The 16,341-nt window shown below is 55.2% G+C and carries 18 protein-coding genes and 1 pseudogene; 12 read left to right on the top strand and 7 right to left on the bottom strand.

Annotation, left to right across the window (positions count from 1 at the left end; translation table 11 throughout):
- Positions 1-184: 184 nt before the first annotated feature.
- Positions 185-631 (bottom strand): Lrp/AsnC family transcriptional regulator, encoded by a 447-nt coding sequence (locus tag AC2FI8_RS08650; protein WP_496741150.1) that lies wholly within the window; start codon positions 629-631, stop codon positions 185-187.
- Positions 632-1,153: 522 nt separating this feature from the next.
- Between AC2FI8_RS08650 and AC2FI8_RS08645 the strand changes: the two genes are divergently transcribed.
- The 6 genes from AC2FI8_RS08645 (at position 1,154) to AC2FI8_RS08620 (ending at position 5,827) form a co-directional block, all read left to right on the top strand.
- On the top strand, positions 1,154-2,245 hold the full coding sequence (locus AC2FI8_RS08645; protein WP_496778493.1) for an aromatic ring-hydroxylating oxygenase subunit alpha: 1,092 nt from the start codon (positions 1,154-1,156) through the stop codon (positions 2,243-2,245).
- A 19-nt stretch (positions 2,246-2,264) separates the two neighbouring features.
- A complete protein-coding gene (gene gloA / locus AC2FI8_RS08640; RefSeq protein WP_496778491.1) occupies positions 2,265-2,699 on the top strand; it encodes a lactoylglutathione lyase in 435 nt (144 codons plus the stop codon).
- Positions 2,700-2,703: 4 nt separating this feature from the next.
- Positions 2,704-3,102, top strand: coding sequence for a cupin domain-containing protein (locus AC2FI8_RS08635; protein WP_108859955.1), 399 nt, complete (start codon positions 2,704-2,706; stop codon positions 3,100-3,102).
- A gap of 102 nt (positions 3,103-3,204) precedes the next feature.
- A complete protein-coding gene (locus AC2FI8_RS08630; protein ID WP_496778489.1) occupies positions 3,205-4,644 on the top strand; it encodes a glutamine synthetase family protein in 1,440 nt (479 codons plus the stop codon).
- 16 nt (positions 4,645-4,660) lie between these two features.
- Positions 4,661-5,677 (top strand): alpha/beta fold hydrolase, encoded by a 1,017-nt coding sequence (locus AC2FI8_RS08625; RefSeq protein ID WP_496778487.1) that lies wholly within the window; start codon positions 4,661-4,663, stop codon positions 5,675-5,677.
- A gap of 6 nt (positions 5,678-5,683) precedes the next feature.
- Complete coding sequence (locus tag AC2FI8_RS08620; protein ID WP_496778485.1) at positions 5,684-5,827, top strand: hypothetical protein; 144 nt, start codon at positions 5,684-5,686, stop codon at positions 5,825-5,827.
- A 62-nt stretch (positions 5,828-5,889) separates the two neighbouring features.
- On the opposite strand, the gene AC2FI8_RS08615 is transcribed toward AC2FI8_RS08620, so the two are convergent.
- Together AC2FI8_RS08615 and AC2FI8_RS08610 are read right to left on the bottom strand one after the other, a co-directional pair.
- Positions 5,890-6,912, bottom strand: a complete 1,023-nt coding sequence (locus tag AC2FI8_RS08615; RefSeq protein WP_496778483.1) for an Ldh family oxidoreductase — start codon at positions 6,910-6,912, stop codon at positions 5,890-5,892.
- 87 nt (positions 6,913-6,999) lie between these two features.
- Positions 7,000-7,944, bottom strand: coding sequence for a c-type cytochrome (locus AC2FI8_RS08610; protein ID WP_496778480.1), 945 nt, complete (start codon positions 7,942-7,944; stop codon positions 7,000-7,002).
- Between the two features lie 84 nt (positions 7,945-8,028).
- Here AC2FI8_RS08610 and AC2FI8_RS08605 point away from each other — a divergent pair, with 84 nt between their 5' ends.
- The 3 genes from AC2FI8_RS08605 to AC2FI8_RS08595 are packed head-to-tail and all read left to right on the top strand — an operon-like array spanning position 8,029 to position 10,444.
- Entirely contained in the window at positions 8,029-8,565 is a 537-nt protein-coding gene (locus tag AC2FI8_RS08605) for an RNA polymerase sigma factor (protein ID WP_496724944.1), read from the top strand.
- Positions 8,562-9,308 (top strand): anti-sigma factor, encoded by a 747-nt coding sequence (locus tag AC2FI8_RS08600; protein ID WP_496741138.1) that lies wholly within the window; start codon positions 8,562-8,564, stop codon positions 9,306-9,308. Before AC2FI8_RS08605 ends, AC2FI8_RS08600 begins: the two co-directional genes overlap by 4 nt.
- Positions 9,309-9,367: 59 nt before the next feature.
- The gene (locus AC2FI8_RS08595) at positions 9,368-10,444 is read left to right on the top strand and encodes a helix-turn-helix domain-containing protein (protein WP_496778478.1); all 1,077 of its coding nucleotides are present in this window, start codon (positions 9,368-9,370) and stop codon (positions 10,442-10,444) included.
- Positions 10,445-11,132: 688 nt separating this feature from the next.
- Here AC2FI8_RS08595 and AC2FI8_RS08590 read toward each other — a convergent pair.
- The 3 genes from AC2FI8_RS08590 to AC2FI8_RS08580 are packed head-to-tail and all read right to left on the bottom strand — an operon-like array spanning position 11,133 to position 13,549.
- Positions 11,133-11,864 (bottom strand): amino acid ABC transporter ATP-binding protein, encoded by a 732-nt coding sequence (locus AC2FI8_RS08590; protein ID WP_496778476.1) that lies wholly within the window; start codon positions 11,862-11,864, stop codon positions 11,133-11,135.
- A complete protein-coding gene (locus AC2FI8_RS08585; protein WP_058273739.1) occupies positions 11,861-12,721 on the bottom strand; it encodes an amino acid ABC transporter permease in 861 nt (286 codons plus the stop codon). The genes AC2FI8_RS08590 and AC2FI8_RS08585 overlap by 4 nt, the downstream gene beginning before the upstream one ends.
- Entirely contained in the window at positions 12,722-13,549 is an 828-nt protein-coding gene (locus AC2FI8_RS08580) for an ABC transporter substrate-binding protein (protein ID WP_496778474.1), read from the bottom strand.
- A gap of 614 nt (positions 13,550-14,163) precedes the next feature.
- Here AC2FI8_RS08580 and AC2FI8_RS08575 point away from each other — a divergent pair.
- A complete protein-coding gene (locus AC2FI8_RS08575; RefSeq protein WP_496724932.1) occupies positions 14,164-14,769 on the top strand; it encodes a YrbL family protein in 606 nt (201 codons plus the stop codon).
- 131 nt (positions 14,770-14,900) lie between these two features.
- On the opposite strand, the gene AC2FI8_RS08570 is transcribed toward AC2FI8_RS08575, so the two are convergent.
- Positions 14,901-15,554: a YrbL family protein gene (locus AC2FI8_RS08570; RefSeq protein ID WP_496778472.1), complete on the bottom strand. Its 654-nt coding sequence runs from the start codon at positions 15,552-15,554 to the stop codon at positions 14,901-14,903.
- A gap of 74 nt (positions 15,555-15,628) precedes the next feature.
- Between AC2FI8_RS08570 and AC2FI8_RS08565 the strand changes: the two are divergent.
- Together AC2FI8_RS08565 and AC2FI8_RS08560 are read left to right on the top strand one after the other, a co-directional pair.
- Positions 15,629-15,823: pseudogene (locus tag AC2FI8_RS08565) on the top strand (cyclic nucleotide-binding domain-containing protein); the annotation flags it as partial.
- Positions 15,824-16,207 (top strand): Crp/Fnr family transcriptional regulator, encoded by a 384-nt coding sequence (locus tag AC2FI8_RS08560; protein ID WP_496778526.1) that lies wholly within the window; start codon positions 15,824-15,826, stop codon positions 16,205-16,207.
- The last annotated feature ends 134 nt before the right edge of the window (positions 16,208-16,341 follow it).

The following is a 16,341-nucleotide window of genomic DNA, read 5'->3' as shown; positions in this document are numbered from 1 at the left end:
CAACAGGAACAGTCGTCTTCGGCGTCTGATCTACAAATCAGCGCCAATTTTGCCAAATCGAGGTCAGGATCAAAGAAATCGGTTTAGATGCTGGATGAAGGACGCGCTGCGAAAATGGATGAGTTCATTCGCTGGAGGCAGAACTATGTGTCGCCGGCATTTCCATCTGTGGACAGCTCCCTAGTCATTCCCTCACACCCTGCTTCAGCAGGAACTGGTTCTTGAAATTTTGCAGCCCCGGCATAACGTCGGCCTTGGCAATATCGTCACTCGCGTGGATTTCATGTTCAAGAAATTCCTTTAGTGCGTCACCGTCGTCGCTGACGAGTTCGATAATCAGGTCATAACGGCCCGCGACCCACAGGATGAAAACTACCCTCGGGTTCTTTTCAAGCCGCTCCGCCACCTGGCGTGGGGTCACACCAACAGCCACATTCAACCCGATCATCGCGTCGGTTGTGTACTCTGTGGCCACAGGATCGGACATCGCGACGATCCGCAACATGTTATTGTCTCGCAGACCGCTCACCCTGTTGCGGATGGTTCCTTCGGACACGTTCAACTGCTGCGCAATCTCAGAAAAGGCCATCCGGCCATCTTGCTGCAGTAGCCGGATGATCTGTTGGTTCAAGTCATCCTTTGGGGACCTAATGCTCTGTGCGGTGGCGCGCATGTTTGATTGCTTTTTGACTGCCATATACCCGATGCTCGATTGCTGCATTCGTAGCTGAGACTAGGTGAGGACATCGAAATCCGCAATTCTCCCCTGTGAATTCTGTGGCGGGAAGTGCGGAAAACGACATCCATTGCCCTCGACACCGTAGATTCCAAGGACGGTGACGCGAGTCGATTGCCAGATTTTCTGTAAAATTCCGTTGGAATTGCGCCTTTCGCAATCCACACGATCCCGCTATGCGAAATTCGCACCACTATGCCGTTTTTTGACCAGATCATTTCTGATTCTTGCCTCAAAATTCCAATTAGTCGCGAAAAACGGAAAAAACTGGACGAGAAATTCGATATTCGCAGTCAAAACCTCAAGTCCCGGCGCGGCGAGACAGAGCCGGCAAGTAGGAAGACCGCGAGAAACGGAAAAACCATGCGCCTGTCGTTGGACTGACGGGTACAGGTGGCAGTGTCGAAGGGAGGACAAATGACAATTGCCGAGGATAGAGCCCAGGCCATTGGAGGGCCTCAGCACGGGCTGACCGCCGGGGCGTATCGCAGCGAAGAGTTCTGGCAGAGGGAATGCCAGACTGTCCTGGCCAAGAACTGGGTGTTCATCGCCTTTGCCCATCAGATGGCCAACCCCGGTGATGCACATCCAATCACCTGCGCAGACTTGCCACTGCTGGCGGTGCGCGGTCGTGATGGCGATATTCAGGTGTTTCACAATGTTTGCCTGCACCGCTGCATGACATTGGTCGACAAGCCTAAGAACGTCGGCAAGCTGATCCGCTGCCCTTATCACGCTTGGGCTTATGACCTGGATGGCCGCCTGCGGGCCGCACCTCATTTTGCCGGAACCGGTAAGCAGGAGTTCGACGGCTTTGACATCAAAAATCATCGCCTCAAGCCTGTACGCACCCATGTCTGGCATGATTGGATTTTCGTCAATCTGGATGGGAACGCGCCTGAATTCGAAGACTATGCTGCGCCTTTGATTAGCCGGCTGGAGGGGATGGATTTCACCAGAGTGGAACCAATTGGCCTGCTCGACTTTGGTGAGATTGGCACCAACTGGAAGCTGATCATGGAGAACTTTATCGAGCCCTACCACGTTCAGTTTGTCCATGCCTCAACCACTGATCAACCATTGGAGAACCATTATACCATCACCGATGGCACCTGCATTGGCAGCGCCGTGGACCTGAACGAAGAGTTGGGCACATCCGGCAGTCTGGGTGTCAGCTCTCGCTATCTGACCCTGTACCCCAATTTCATTCTGGGCCGCTATTTCCCGGACCAACTGGGCGTCTATCTGAACGTGCCCATCGGCCCCGGAAAAATGCGCCAGTACCGAGCACTTTACACGACAGAAGGCCAGGAACTGAGCGCTGATGAAATACAAGCCCTCAGAAACCTATGGTGGGATGTCCACAAGGAAGATCACGAGATGGTTGAACGCATGTTTGAGGGCCGCAAGTCACCAGTCGCCGAGGATGGAGGCCTGTTGTCGCCCGCTTGGGAAGACAGCGTGCGCGCCTTTCAGGATCTGATCGAGCGCGACGTAGCTGGTGCCTAAGCAAGAAGGAACAATAACGATGAACAAGTCCATATCCAAAGGGTTTCGTCTGGCCCATACGATGATGCGGGTCACAGACATGGAGAAGTCACTGGACTTCTATTGCGGAATTCTGGGTATGAAAGTGCAGCGGCGCACGGATTATCCCGAAGGCAAATTCACCAATACCTTTATCGGCTATGGGCCTGAGGCCGAGTTTCCTACGCTGGAGCTGACCGCCAATTGGGATCAGGGCACGCCGTATGACAAAGGCGACGGCTGGGGTCACATCTGCATCGAAACGCCGGATGTTTATGCCGCGTGTGAACAGCTGGCTGCGGCGGGGGTAAACATCACACGCCCACCGGGGCCAATGAAAAACGGCACAAGGGTCATCGCCTTTTGCGAGGACCCCGATGGTTACAAGGTCGAATTGAACGAATCCATACTGAAACACCTGGCACAGGAAGGCTGACCAAATGGGTGACACACCTCAACTTTTCAAATTCGATCTGGTTCAAAATCGCTACGACTCGATGGGCGACAGCGACACCTACATCAAACCGATGGTCACCAGCGAATTCAGCAAGTCCATGTGCGGTGGCATCAACGTCCTGAACAACATCAAGGTGCCTTGGGATCTGACCTGCGACGAGATCATTTATTGCCTTGAGGGCACGTTCCGACTTGTTTGCGATGGCAAAAGCTATGTTTGCAATCGTGGTGACGTGCTGTTTGTCCCCAAGGACAACCACATTTCCTACGAGTCGGACGGCAAATGCGTGATCTTCTATGCCGCCTACCCTCACAACTGGAAACAGCTTGCCGGGATCACGCAGGTTCCGGGCATCGACCCAGACGATTTTGTCCCCGGCTGAACACCTTTTCGCTGAGCGACAGAACAACCGAAACCAGCACCAACACTGAGGGGTCACCCTCGGTGAACCAAATCTGATTGCCATTCGATGGGAGGACGCCGAATGCCCAAAGATAATGCCAGCACCCGCATCTACTACGAGACTTTCCATGACGCTGTCGAGCGTAACCGCCCGCGTATCGCAGAGGTACGGCAACGTCTGGAGGAGGCTGGTGTCAAATACGTGATGGCCGCCTGGATTGACCTGCACGGTATTCCAAAAACCAAACCCGTACCAATGAGTGATTTTGAACTGCTATGCCTTGGGAAAGGGCCACAGTTCGCGGTGCATTCGATTTCTTACGTGCCCGAGCTAAGCCCCGCCGACAGCGATCAGGTGGTGGTTCCGGATCTCGATGCCGTCTACGTCTGTCCGTGGGACACATCGATGGCGATCATCTTCTCGGATCTCTACTGGGAATACGCTCCTTACAACGTTTGTCCGCGTCAGGCCCTGAAACGCGCCATGCACGAGGCCGCGCTGGAAGGGTACACTGGTTACGCCGGGGTAGAACCCGAGTTTATCGTGATGAAATATGACGACGGCGGGCAGCCGGTAAAGGCATTTGACGATGACCCTGCAGATGGGCTTCGTCCGCGTCGTCAGGCATTTGGCTATGATGTTGAGTATTCCATCGACTCGATGCCATTCCTTAAAACCCTGATCGACATCATCGAAGGTTTGGGATGGAACCTGCATGACGTGGTGGCCGAGGGTGCATATTCCCAGTTTGAGCTTGATTTCCACTATACCAACCTGCTGGAAATGTCCGACCGGTTGGCTTTTCTGCGCATCACGTTGAAAGAGGTGGCCAAACAGCATGGGTTGTTTGTGACCTTCATGCCCAAGCCAACTGTGGGGGACTGGCGGTCCGGGGCGCATATCAACATGTCGATGCAGCATGAAAGTCGCCCCGGCGAAAACATTTTTGAGACACCCGATGGCAACTGGAGCGACGAAAGCCGCTGGGCCGTAGGCGGGCTGATGCAGCATGCCGAAGCAATCACGGCGATCACCTGTCCGACCGTGAATTCCTATAACGGGTTGGTGCCGCGCGTTGGCGGTTTTGAAGGCGGCACCGTCACCTGGGCTCCGACCAATATCACATATGGCTTCAACAACCGCTCGGCCCAGTTCCGCCTGCCGCAAAGCCGTCACTGCATCGAAAACCGTGCCTGCGACATGACCATGAACGTCTATCTGGCAATGGCGATGCATCTGAGCTGCAGTGTGAAGGGGATCAAAGAAAAGACCGATCCGGGCGAACCAACGGATTTTGATCTTTATTCTAAGACCGAAGCTGAACTTGCCGAGCTCGGAATCCGCCGATTGCCGCGGACCCTGTTTAACGCGATCGAGGCCTTGCGTGGCGATGCCATGGCGGAACATGTGATGGGCCCGGTGATGCGTAATTCATATCTCGAATACAAAAACGACGAGTGGGAGCGGTATCACCAATCGGTCACCGATTGGGAAGTGCAGGAATATTTGCGACTCTACTGAGGCAGGAGATGACCAGATGGTGTCGGACTTTGAGATATACGAGCTTGGCGACCTTCCACTTTTGTCGGGCGAGGTATTGAAGGATGCCAGGCTTGCCTATCAGACCTACGGCACATTGTCGGCCGCCCGTGACAACGTCATCGTTCTGCCCACGTTTTATACCGGCACTAATTCCCGTAACGAGGGGTTCTTTGGCCCGGGTCGCGCGATTGATCCAAGCCGCCATTTCATCGTCAGCCCGAACCTGTTCGGCAATGGTCGTTCGTCGTCGCCATCGAATGCGCCTGCGCCGCAGGACGGCCCGCGTTTTCCCTTGGTGCAGATGTGGGACAACATCACTGCCCAGCATCGGTTGATCCATGATCACCTGGGGATCGATAAAATCGCCCTTGTCGCGGGCTGGTCAATGGCGGGCTGCCAATCCTACCAGTGGGCGGCGCAATACCCGGACATAGTGCAGGCGATCCTGCCTTTCTGCGCCTCAGCCAAAACCTCACCGCATAATTTTGTCTTCCTCGAGGGGGTCAAGGCCGCCCTTTGCGCGGATCAGAATTGGAACGGCGGTAATTATGACAGCCCACCAGAGGCCGGGCTTAGAGCCTTTGGCCGGGTTTACGCAGGCTGGGCCTTCTCTCAGACCTTCTATCGCGAGGGGCTATATCGGCAGCTGGGATTTCAATCCATTGAAGAACTGATGCAGGATTGGGAGCAGGACCATGTGCAGGGCTGGGATGCCAACAATCTGCTGGCCAAGCTTGCCACTTGGCAGGCAGGCGACATCTCAGCCGGGCCGCTTTACAATGGGGATTACAAACTGGCGCTGAGCGCCATCAAGGCTCGTGCCATTCTGATGCCCTGTACTCAGGACCTCTATTTCCCTCCAGAGGACAATGAAATTGAGGCCCACCACATACCTCGCGCCATCTTCCGCCCTTACAAATCCCCTTGGGGCCATTGCGCTGCCAACCCAGGCAATGACAAAGGTTTCACGGCGCAGTTAGATACCAATATTCGTGAACTTTTAGAAGAGTAATGCTTGGTGAATAAAGCCGATATCCAGCGGCCAACCGTGATGCTGAGGGCGCAGCCCGATTTTCCGCCATTCGCTGCATCGACCTGTTCAGGGCGGGCGTTGATTTCGGTGGCGATGGTGCGGGCGATGCGGTCCAAGGATGCCCCCTGAATTCATTTGGGAGGCACTTCTTGGCCAGCCGCTCCGCCAAGGGAAAGAGACGATCGAAGTTGTTAAGCCTGTTCGGCCAAAACCAGCAAATCTTTGTGCAGGGTTTTTGCGATCTCAACGTAACCGCGGGTCGTGTTGCGCGCTCGCGCCTCGAAACGTCTTTGCGACGGCAGACGCGCGCCTTGATCGACGATGTCGGCAAACAAGCGTTCGGCGCGCTCATCATTTGCTGCAGCACGACCACCGCTGAACTGTGCGGGGTCAAAGGCCAGAATGACCTCGCCATGATAGGGCGCTCCGCCTTGGCCTTCCGCAAATTCCATGCTTTCGAGGCTGGTCAGGTCGTCGATCAACGGACCAGCCAACAGTTCGATCATGATCGACAGGGCAGACCCTTTGTAGCTGCCGAAAGTCAGCATCGCGCCCTCCATCGCAGTTTGCGGATCGGTGGTCGGATTGCCGTCCTTGTCTATGGCCACGCCTTCGGGCAGGGGCTTGCCTGCCCGGCGATAGAGCTCGATCTCACCACGGGCAAAGGCGCTGGTCGCAAAATCAAAAGTAAACGGATCTTTGCCCTGGCGCGGCCAGCTGAAAGCCAATGGGTTCGTACCCAGACTGCCCCGAGTTCCCCCAGCCGGTGCGACCCAGCTATGGCTGGGCACCATCGCCATCGCGGCCAGACCTTCTGAAGACAGACTTTCCACTTCGGGCCAAAGGGCCGAGAAGTGAAAACAGCGGTTGATTGCCATTGCAGCAATGCCGTGGGTGCGGGTCTTTTCGATAAGCACAGGCAACGCTTCACGGAAAGCCAGCAAAGACATGCCGCCGCGCGCATCAACACGAACAATGGCATTATCCGAAGGCGCAAGAGCCGGGGCCACATGCCCGTCAATCTTGCCGGTCTTCATGGTGTCATTGCACATGAACAGGCGGAACAACCCATGAGATTGGCAATCGTCGACCTGGCAGGTCGTCAATACATCGGCAATTGCGGCCGCGTGTTCCGGGCCAAACCCCGACTTGGTCAGGATGGACAGGCTGAGGTTCCGGATCTCGTCCAGTGTCAGTTTGACCGTGTCGCTCATGCCGCGCGTCTCCCTTGTCTGAGGTCAGACAAGGGATAGCGTGGCGATGCGTGTAAAGGGAACCCGCTTTATTAGATTGGTTCAGGTTTAACCCTGTGCTTCGGCTTGCAAATAGGCGATCACATTCACGATATCGGATTCCTTTTTCAGGCCGCGAAACTGCATCTTGTTGCCCGGAACTGTGCCTTTGGGATCCGCTAGAAAGGCGGTCAGGGTGTCGGTTGTCCATACGATACCCGACCCCTTTAGAGGTTCCGAGAACTTAAATCCGTCAGCCTGACCCGCCGTAGCGCCGATAATGCGGTGAAGCGATGGGCCCACCGTATGGCGGTTTTCGTCCAACTTGTGGCAAGCGCTGCATTTGCGGAACACCTTCTTACCTGCTTTGACGTCACCTTCGATAGCAACCGCAGCAGTTACGGCTGTGGCGGCAGGTTCGGCTTGGGCTTTCTTTTCGTCCAGGTTGAATATCAGACGCGCTGTAATGGGTACGGTCCGTGTGATGCCGGGCAGGTCGGCCAATTCCATCAACTTATCCACACCCGCATCGACGCCTGCATCTTCTGTATTGATGAACACCATGTCATTTGTTGAAACCATGACTGATGTTTCAGACAGGCGCGCCACAAACATCTCGGCATCAAACGCTACATCTGTGCCTGCCAGCGAAAGCATCGCATCGACATCGACAATCGTGGTTTGGCCAACGCTCAGGGCCGTTACATCTGCCATGTCGAACTGCGCCGTCAGTGATGCTGTACCCGCTTTTTGGAACACGTATTCGACCATACGTTCATTGCGAATGTCGATATTGGTTTCCACCGATGACAGGTCAATTTCAATATCGGCTTTTCCGTCGGGTCCAACCTGACCGGAGAGACCTGTGAAAGAGTTTACCTCACCCACGGTGTCTTTTTTGATCGAACCATAGGCCAGATGCGAGCCTTCAGGGTCCAGCGTCCAAGTTTGCGCAAGAACCGGGGTTGCAACAATTGCCGACGCGATTGTGACTGCCTTCAACAGAAGTTTCATTTCTTTCCTCCTCGGGTTATGTCAGTCCTGACCTCGCGGGCCCGGTCCGTGAATGACAAACACACACAGGTCGCGATTTATTCGATGAGTCCCGAAATTAACTCCGAACAGGCCGTGCGCGGCGCAATCCAGACGCATTCCAAGCGGGTCTGGCGGTTTGGTCTTGCACTATCGGGGGCGTCGGACGTTGCAGATGATCTTTTGCAATCGACGTGTTTGCGCGCGTTGGAGCGTCATCATCAGGTCACATCGCATGATCGGTTGGACAGTTGGCTGATGACGATCTGCCGCTCGATCTGGCTGAACGAGGTGCGCGCACGCTCGGTGCGCAAGGCCCAAGCGCTGTCCGTGACGCCCGAAGCCGAATTAATTTCGGTCGGACCGGATTCAGAAACGAATATTTTCGCCGCTGAGGTGTTTACACAAGTGATGCAGTTGCCAGAAGCGCAGCGGGAGACAGTCATGCTTGTGTTTGTTGAGGGATATAGCTACCGCGAGGCCGCCGCGTTGCTGGAGGTTCCGATAGGGACTATTATGAGCCGGTTGTCTAACGCCCGGCAGAAACTGAAAAACGTGATGCAGCATGATGCGGCAGACACCGTTCGACGGAGTGGCAAATGAAGTTTTCCGACGAGACGCTGAAGGCGTATCTGGAAGGCAATGCGGATGCAGCCGAGGCCGCCGCAATCGAAGCGGCGATCGAGACCGATCTTGCGCTGGAACAACGCCTGATGACACTGGACCTGCTGGCACCTGTGGTTCAATCAGTGTTCGAAAACATTCCTGCAGACGCGCCACAGATTGAATTGCCGCAACCAATGCCGGTCAGTACGGCCCGCACCTCGGGCGGCCCCTGGCGCTTGATGGCAGTTGCGGCGTCAGTGGCGGTCGTGGCCGTGTCCGCAACGTTCTGGGCCACACGCCCCGAGCCGATGGGGTGGGCCGAACAGGCGGCAATCTACCAGTCACTTTATTCACCGGACACGATTGCATCATTGGACAATTCTCCGGTTGCGCTTGATGCGCAGTTTGCGCGGGCTGAGGCACAGCTGGGCCGGTCGCTTAACCGGGATGCGCTTGAAACGCTGCCTGGATTGGAATTGAAACGCGCTCAGGTTCTGTCTTTTAAGGGGAAACCTCTGATTCAGGTTGTCTTTGCGGATGATCAGGGTCAGCCGTTGGCGTTTTGTGTGATCCGCCAGGGTGAGGGCGCGCCAGCAAAGGATGTCAAACTTGCGGCGATAAGTGGTGTTGCCACTGCGACATGGGCGCAGGATGGATATGGATATATGCTGATCGGCAGCAGCGAGCAGACCGATCTTGACCAGCAACTGGACATTCTGACGACAACATTCGCCGGCTAACCGGGGGCAGGGCGAAATACGTCTTGTGAACCGCACGAAATGTCCGAAATATAGCGGGCATGACGACGAAACCTGTGATGCCGGACCCGGAAGACGACGATGTGGTTGGTCCTCCCAGCATCTATGACACAGATCCGCCTGAGGATGATGATCTTTGGTTCCTCCCCCCGGATGAGGACCTGGCGCAGGATGTTTTTCTGCCGCCCGGTCCGGTGGTCGATCGCCGCCTGCTGTTTGATCCAAGGGACTGGCGTGCGGCCCAGGCCGAGCTGTCTTATGAACTGGCCGAACTGGCAGCCACGTTCGGGGCGTTGGACGAACGTTTGCGCGCAGGCCCGACCGGGTGGGGACACCGGCTGGCGCTGATGGATGTGTCTGATCTGGGTTGGTGGACAGGGGATAGGATCGGTGTCGACCGGCTTGCGTTGTGGGTGGGATTACGGATTGGCGCAACCGGCGATGATGTCCAGGCGATGTTCCGGGCAGGCTGGGCTGTGCGCAGACTAACTGCAGGGGCTGGGCCATCAGAGGGCGGCTGGGCCACTGGCCTGACCGCTTTTCTTGATCGCATGGCACAGGGCATCGAAGACATGCCAGAGGCCGTCGCCGATTTGGCTGAGATTATGCAGAATGTGGAAGGCTTGCATCCCGTCACGCAGGCAGCCATCGGGTTTCATGCTTGGCGCGCCCTTTCGGAAAGCCCTGGTCAGGACACTGAGGCAGCGATCATTGCAGCCCGACATGCTGCGTCGATGGGGCGGGGTGGGGCGATCTTCATGCCGTTGGCGTTGTCGGGTCCGGGGGCGTTGCGTGGGGTTGGTGAGCCGCAAGAAAAACTCGCGGCCTGGATCAGGGGGGCAGGGCAGTCGATATTAGCGGCTTTGTTGCACCTGGATCGGGTCAGCGCCTGGGATCAGCGCGCCCGCGAGGCGACAAGTGACCTGAGCGGCCGCACGCCACCGCGCCTGATCGACGCGCTGACCGCATGGCCCATGGTGTCGGCACCGCTGGCCGAGGACCTGACACAGGCTTCGCGCGCTGCGGTGCAACGCAATATCGACCGTTTTATGAACCGGGGTTTGATCCGAGAGGTAACGGGGCAGGGGCGTTACCGGGTCTGGACAGCTGCACTGTAGCCGCTGAACAAACTGCGAATTGCCCGGTCGGCAGGGTGAAAACCCCAATTCATTCAGATAAATTCACGTGAACCCACGTTGAAGCGCGATCTCGGACGTATCTTGTCGGGTCATCCAGTTCAGTGTTTCCATCGGGTTGCTTTCGAAGACTTCTGCAGATGTTCCGTAACCGAAACATTTGCACGGCTTAGAAATGATGGGATGACAAGGTATCGATTTTTCAGCGCCGACGGGTCATTTGACCTTCGAAACTATTTTCGTAGCCTATCGTGAGTGGTTTCGACGGTGCATTTTGATAAGCCGCTTGTGGGTCGCAAAACCAGTCATCCGCGCCGATCCCGTCACTTAGACGCTGCCAATCTGAGAATTTGGTTCCACAATCAAGAATGAAGGACTGGCGCGCGTCGGTCGGTTTCCATTGTGCATGCCTCTGCCTCGAAACTATGCCTTGTCTGGTGAACGTGAAATCCTAGTGCAAGCACTGGCTAACAATCCGCTGTCGCTGATCGATAGCGTGTCGATATTGTGTCACGCAAAATAGGCTTTTCATTCATGTAATTTAAGCCGCCTGCCTTGGCAGAACCTACGAATTGGACGTGGGTGGGAAACGCAGATGAGCATCGGTTTGGAATACCGGTACATTGTTTAACATAGGCCCCAGGCGTGACGCTGCACGATATCCGCGGTATCACAACACGCGCGACAGGAATGCCTTGGTGCGCGGTTCGCTTGGTTGGGAAAAGAGCACCTCTGGCGGGCCTTGCTCCAGGATGCGTCCGGCGTCCAGGAAACACACTTTGTCCGCCAGCTCGCGTGCAAAGCCCATTTCGTGGGTGGCAAGTACCATGGTCATACCCTGCTTTCGCAGGTCCCTCAGCACGTCCAGAACCTCGCCTACCAGCTCGGGATCCAGTGCGCTTGTAATCTCGTCAAACAGCATGATCTGCGGCTCCATCGCCAGCGCACGGATGATAGCCACCCGCTGCTGCTGACCGCCCGATAGTTGGTCTGGATAGTGCTCCATCCGTTCACCCAGCCCAAAGCGCGTGAAAAGCTGGGTCACCCGCGGGCGCAGGTCATCTCTGCTCAGCCCGCGTACACGGCGTGGCGCGAGCATTACGTTCTCTGCCGCTGTCATGTGAGGAAAGAGGTTATAGCTTTGGAAGACTATGCCGATCTGTTGACGCACCGGCTGTGGGTCCAGCCCCGGTTCAGAGATGTCCTTTCCATCCAGCCAGATCTCCCCGTCATCGATGGGTTCGAGCAGGTTCATGCAGCGCAAGAGTGTGGATTTGCCAGAGCCTGAGGCGCCAATCAGGCACACCATCTCGCCCTCAGCTACGTCCAGGTCAATGCCCTTGCATACCTCGTGATCATCGAACCGTTTCCGCACCCCTCGCAAGGATAACTTTGCTGTCATGTACGGGCCCTGTTCTGTTTATTCATAAGGTAGTCCGCATACCGCGTGGCTGGTATGGTCAGCGCAAGAAAGATAAGCGCTGCGCCCACATAAGGCGTAAAATTGGCATAGAGCGATTTGTAAACACCAGCCTGTCGGAAAATCTCAACCGGGCCGATAAAGGACAATAGCGCTACGTCCTTCTGCAAAGCGATGAACAGGTTCATATTGGCAGGAACGACGTTTCGTATGGCCTGCGGCAGGACCACATAGCGCATGGTGTCCTGATCACTTAGCCCCAACGAGGCCGCGGCGGATCGCTGCGACTGATGGATCGAGTCAATGCCCGAGCGGATCACCTCGGCCACATAGGCTGAATAGACCAAAACCAGCGCCAGCGTGCCCCAAATGTAGGGGCTGTTCCAGGGTCTCGGCAGGCCCAACCCGGGCACGCCAAAGCCAATAATGTAGATTACAAGAACCACTGGCAGGCCACGGAAGATGTCCGTATATGCAATGCCGAACAGCCGCAGCGGAAAAAGCGCAGGTGCGCGCGTGTCCCGACACAGCGCGATAACCAGTCCCGTGATCGCGATCAGCGGTGCAGACCAGGCAAAAATCATCACGTTCATCAGAAAGGCTTCGAGCAATCCGGGAAACGTCTCGGCGAAGACCCGGCCGTTGAAAAACGAGCGTTGTACGGCCTCCCAACCTGGGGCGAGCGGGACGAGGACGACGATGGCAAGAGCCACGCTGACCACTGAAATCAGCGCGATGCGATTTGAGCGACGCCGTACCTCGGCTTCATAAACCTCGCGACGCGTTGGCGTCGCGGCAGAGTGCTCAACCGAGTCTTTTTGCAATGACGTTTCTTCCATCTACTCGATGACCGGCACACCTGTAGCCTCGGACAGCCATTGGGTTTCAATCGCCGCGAGCTCGCCGCTTTCGGTCAATTCTGTGATGGCCGCGTTGACGCATTCCTTCAAGGCGTTGCCCTCTTCCATCAAAAGGCCGAACTGATCAGGACTTTCGGATTGCTCCGGAGGGAACTGGCCAAGCAATGCACCGTTTTCGACCACGACAGCCGACAGATAGAGTGCCGTAGGCAGGTCATAAATTGCGGCATCGATCTGGCCAGCCATGATGGCCGCATTCACATCAGCATTGTCATTGTAAAGCAGCGGTTCACTCGACGGTTGGATCACGTCGTTCAGCATCGGGATCGCGGTTGTCGTGGCCACAGCGCCCCACTTCAAATCCTTAAGGCCGTCCAACGTCGCTTCTGCACCGGAATCGACAACGTTCTGGGTTGTCAAAACCGCCATGGCCGAGGTGTAATATGGCAGGCTGAAATCAACCATTTCTTCGCGCTCGGGCGTGATCGAGTACTGCTGCATGTTGAAATCAAAGTTCTTTGCGCCGGGCTGAATCGCCTCGTCAAAACTTGTGCGAACCCAGGTGACATTTTCCTGGCCAAAGCCCATTTTTTCGGCGATGGCATAAGCAACGGCAGCTTCAAATCCTTCGCCGCTATCGGGCGCGTCATTCATTACCCAAGGATAGTAGGCCGGATTACCTGTTGCGATTGTCAGGGTGCCCTCTGTTAGGGTCTTGCCTTTGGCGCAGGTCCCATCGTCCGCAGCAAGCACCGAGGTTGTTGAGAAAAGTAAGGCCAGAGCTGGGCCAGCAATCAGTTTCATCAATCTTCTCCCTGTTTTTGTTTGGTCACAGGTTCTTATGCGCAGGGGGATTTGTCTAGGTGTTTGATCCCACGGTGTGATGGCGGGGAATTTTCATTGGAATGAGAGGCGGTACAATGAATTTAGAGGCCAATCGCAAATCTTCTCAGGAACCGGTCGAACGGTATCGTTAAGAGATCTGTTACAAACATTTGGCCATTGACCGGACCTGCGTCTTTGCTGCGGCTCAACTGGTGGAAATCGTAAACACAAAGGAAGTTTAGGCTTTTCTGGAGCACCTACTCGAAACGGTTCCCTGCCATATCAACACCACCTTGACCGTCAATGGCAGCCAGCTGCAACAACCAGCTTCGCTCGAACTTGACTGAAATCCATGATGCCTACACTTGCGCCACCGATTGAAGACACCAAGTCGCCTCGCTCCATACGAAAAATCTGCAAAATCTGGACTTAAGAACCGTATCGATTCATTCTCGATTCGGTCCACCGGATGCCGGTACTAAACAATTGGCTTCGACATCTGGTTGTCCTCAATAATGAAAAGGACTAATTGGAGGTTTTGGTTTGAGAGGATCGCTGTAATCAGTGATCTTCTTTATTAGGATCGGCAAAACAACATGATAGACTTAAGTAAAATTCGGCCAATGCGAAGAAGCCGCAACTACGAGATTTATCAGCATCCGTTTGTTGAGCGCGCGCTGTTGAAAGTCAGAGTGGATGAACCGGTGCGCAACCACGTGATTCCTCGTTATGCCGAGAGACGCTATGGCAACCTCCGCCAGTGGAACCGGGAAGCAAACGAATACTTAGCCGCGCTGACTCGAGGCTGCCCCGAGATTGAACGCCTTGCGGATTTTATGGGGTATGCTGCGACATCTCAAGGACCAGCACTGGTGGTCGAAAAGATGACCGGCCCAGATGGTGATTTGGCACCAACGCTGGAGTCTGAACGGGCCGCATTGGGCGATGATTTGTCAGAGCGCAAACAGCTGCACGGTGAGTTTATGGAACTCATGGACGACCTTGAACGTGGCCGGATTATCGTGGGCGACCTGAGTTTTGAAAACATTGTGCGGGCGCAAGAACGCGATGGGAAACTGGTCGTTATCGATGGTTTGGGCGAACGAGTGCTGTTTCCGCTGACGCTGGTTTCTGATTTAGCATTCCGCAAGTCCATCGAGCGTCGTCGGACGCGCATGGGCCAGGCATTTGGTCTGAGCTAGTAACACCCGCTCTGCGACCAACTACTGGCGTCGATTTGGCTTCGCTTCATAAGCCACCAACCGAATAGGCGCCTTCCCGCCCGAACCAAACAAGGACCTGTTGACTCCGATCAACTGGGTTAGCCAGACGATTAGCCTTTTGCGGCGCCAATCAAATCAAAGAACTTTTTTCGAACTTGGCCGAGCTTGCGGTCATTGTAACTGCGAACCCATCTTCGCAGAGGAATGACTTGTTTAGACCCAAAGCTGTCAATCCAAACCCATCGCCCGGATCCGTCGGACCATGTTTGATAGACAAGATTGCCAGTGTTTTTGTTGCTAATGATGACACGTTCATCTGACAGTTGGTCAAAATGTCTATTGAGATCGCTCAAATGCTGAGGGGTGAGACGATCTTCGGCTATTAACTGAGACAGACTTGGGGAAAGCTGCCCATCCGGATCAGAAATGCGTTCATAGACCAGCGCCAGACCCTTGTCTGTCGGTGCAGTGCCAAACACCCTGCAAACGGGCATAACATCCGGGCTTTCCTGATGGCGGACCATCAGAAAAAAGGATTCATCAAACTCACGCATGAAACCTTTAAAAGCGGTAGCTCTACGAAACAGCCGGTCATACCATTTGTCGGTTACAAGCCTCGAACCTGCATCCATCGTATGAGGTTGTGGGACCTTTAACAGCAACCCCTTATCAAATGGGTGTTCATACACGAATTGCCTGTTTCCCTTCGCGATAACAGGGCTGTTTCCTAGTTCAAGCAAGGTGGGGTTTTGGTGGCATTTCATTTTTTCTGTTTAAGTTGATTACAGACCAACGCAAGTCGTTTTTTGATCGTTGAAAGCGATAAGACGACGCGAACTACCTTTACTTTCTGGCCGATGGTTATGTCCGCCTGAGCAGCCTGACACGGAACGGTTCCGAGTTTACCTATGCTATTCTGCGCCCCGGTGACACGTTTGGTGAGTTGGGTGTATTCCAAAAAAGCCAATATGCAGGCACCGCAACCGCGCTGAATTCTGTCACTGTCTACCGCATTCGCAGAGATGTTCTGAACATGCTCAGCCGCTCCAATATGTCGACCTGTCTGGCCCTGAGCGATCTGGTCGCGGAAAGGTTCCGAATATTCGTTGACGCCATGCGTTGTCTGACAATGAACAGCCTGTCGGCGCGCCTTGCGGAAGCTTTGTTGCGCGTTGCCAGTCAGATCGGCGAGCCGATCTCGGTCGACGGACGGCAGGCGATCAGGATCGGGGCGTTTGCTACGCAATCCGATATCGGGAGTATGGTCCGCAGTACCCGCAGCAACGTGAATCGAGGCCTGAAAGAGTGGGAGCGCGCCGACGCAATTCGAATCCAGGATCGCTCAATCATTATTCTGAATGCATCCTTCCTGGAACGGCTTCATGAAATGGCGTACGGTGCCGTTTCAAGACCCTGAGCGCTGTGAGGCTATCACAGGAATTCCGAAGCGGCATCGAATGTATCGGTCAGGTTATGCGCAGATCTTAGTGCCCCCTAGAATGCCACTCCGTCGGCATTGCCACCAAATCGCCTCGGGCCAAATAAGAGACG

The sequence above is a fragment of the Ruegeria sp. CDSB029 genome (assembly GCF_059611125.1).
Note: the sequence above shows the minus strand (reverse complement) of the source record. Positions and strands in the feature narration are given on the sequence as shown.

Coding starts and splice junctions, on each gene's coding strand:
- AC2FI8_RS08595 (WP_496778478.1), top strand. CDS start 9,368: ATGACGACGAAACCTGTGATGCCGGACCCGGAAGACGACGATGTGGTT.
- AC2FI8_RS08615 (WP_496778483.1), bottom strand. CDS start 6,912: ATGAGCGACACGGTCAAACTGACACTGGACGAGATCCGGAACCTCAGC.
- AC2FI8_RS08600 (WP_496741138.1), top strand. CDS start 8,562: ATGAAGTTTTCCGACGAGACGCTGAAGGCGTATCTGGAAGGCAATGCG.
- AC2FI8_RS08630 (WP_496778489.1), top strand. CDS start 3,205: ATGCCCAAAGATAATGCCAGCACCCGCATCTACTACGAGACTTTCCAT.
- AC2FI8_RS08645 (WP_496778493.1), top strand. CDS start 1,154: ATGACAATTGCCGAGGATAGAGCCCAGGCCATTGGAGGGCCTCAGCAC.
- AC2FI8_RS08590 (WP_496778476.1), bottom strand. CDS start 11,864: ATGACAGCAAAGTTATCCTTGCGAGGGGTGCGGAAACGGTTCGATGAT.
- AC2FI8_RS08635 (WP_108859955.1), top strand. CDS start 2,704: ATGGGTGACACACCTCAACTTTTCAAATTCGATCTGGTTCAAAATCGC.
- AC2FI8_RS08610 (WP_496778480.1), bottom strand. CDS start 7,944: ATGAAACTTCTGTTGAAGGCAGTCACAATCGCGTCGGCAATTGTTGCA.
- gloA (WP_496778491.1), top strand. CDS start 2,265: ATGAACAAGTCCATATCCAAAGGGTTTCGTCTGGCCCATACGATGATG.
- AC2FI8_RS08585 (WP_058273739.1), bottom strand. CDS start 12,721: ATGGAAGAAACGTCATTGCAAAAAGACTCGGTTGAGCACTCTGCCGCG.
- AC2FI8_RS08575 (WP_496724932.1), top strand. CDS start 14,164: ATGATAGACTTAAGTAAAATTCGGCCAATGCGAAGAAGCCGCAACTAC.
- AC2FI8_RS08560 (WP_496778526.1), top strand. CDS start 15,824: ATGCTCAGCCGCTCCAATATGTCGACCTGTCTGGCCCTGAGCGATCTG.
- AC2FI8_RS08570 (WP_496778472.1), bottom strand. CDS start 15,554: ATGAAATGCCACCAAAACCCCACCTTGCTTGAACTAGGAAACAGCCCT.
- AC2FI8_RS08605 (WP_496724944.1), top strand. CDS start 8,029: ATGAGTCCCGAAATTAACTCCGAACAGGCCGTGCGCGGCGCAATCCAG.
- AC2FI8_RS08625 (WP_496778487.1), top strand. CDS start 4,661: ATGGTGTCGGACTTTGAGATATACGAGCTTGGCGACCTTCCACTTTTG.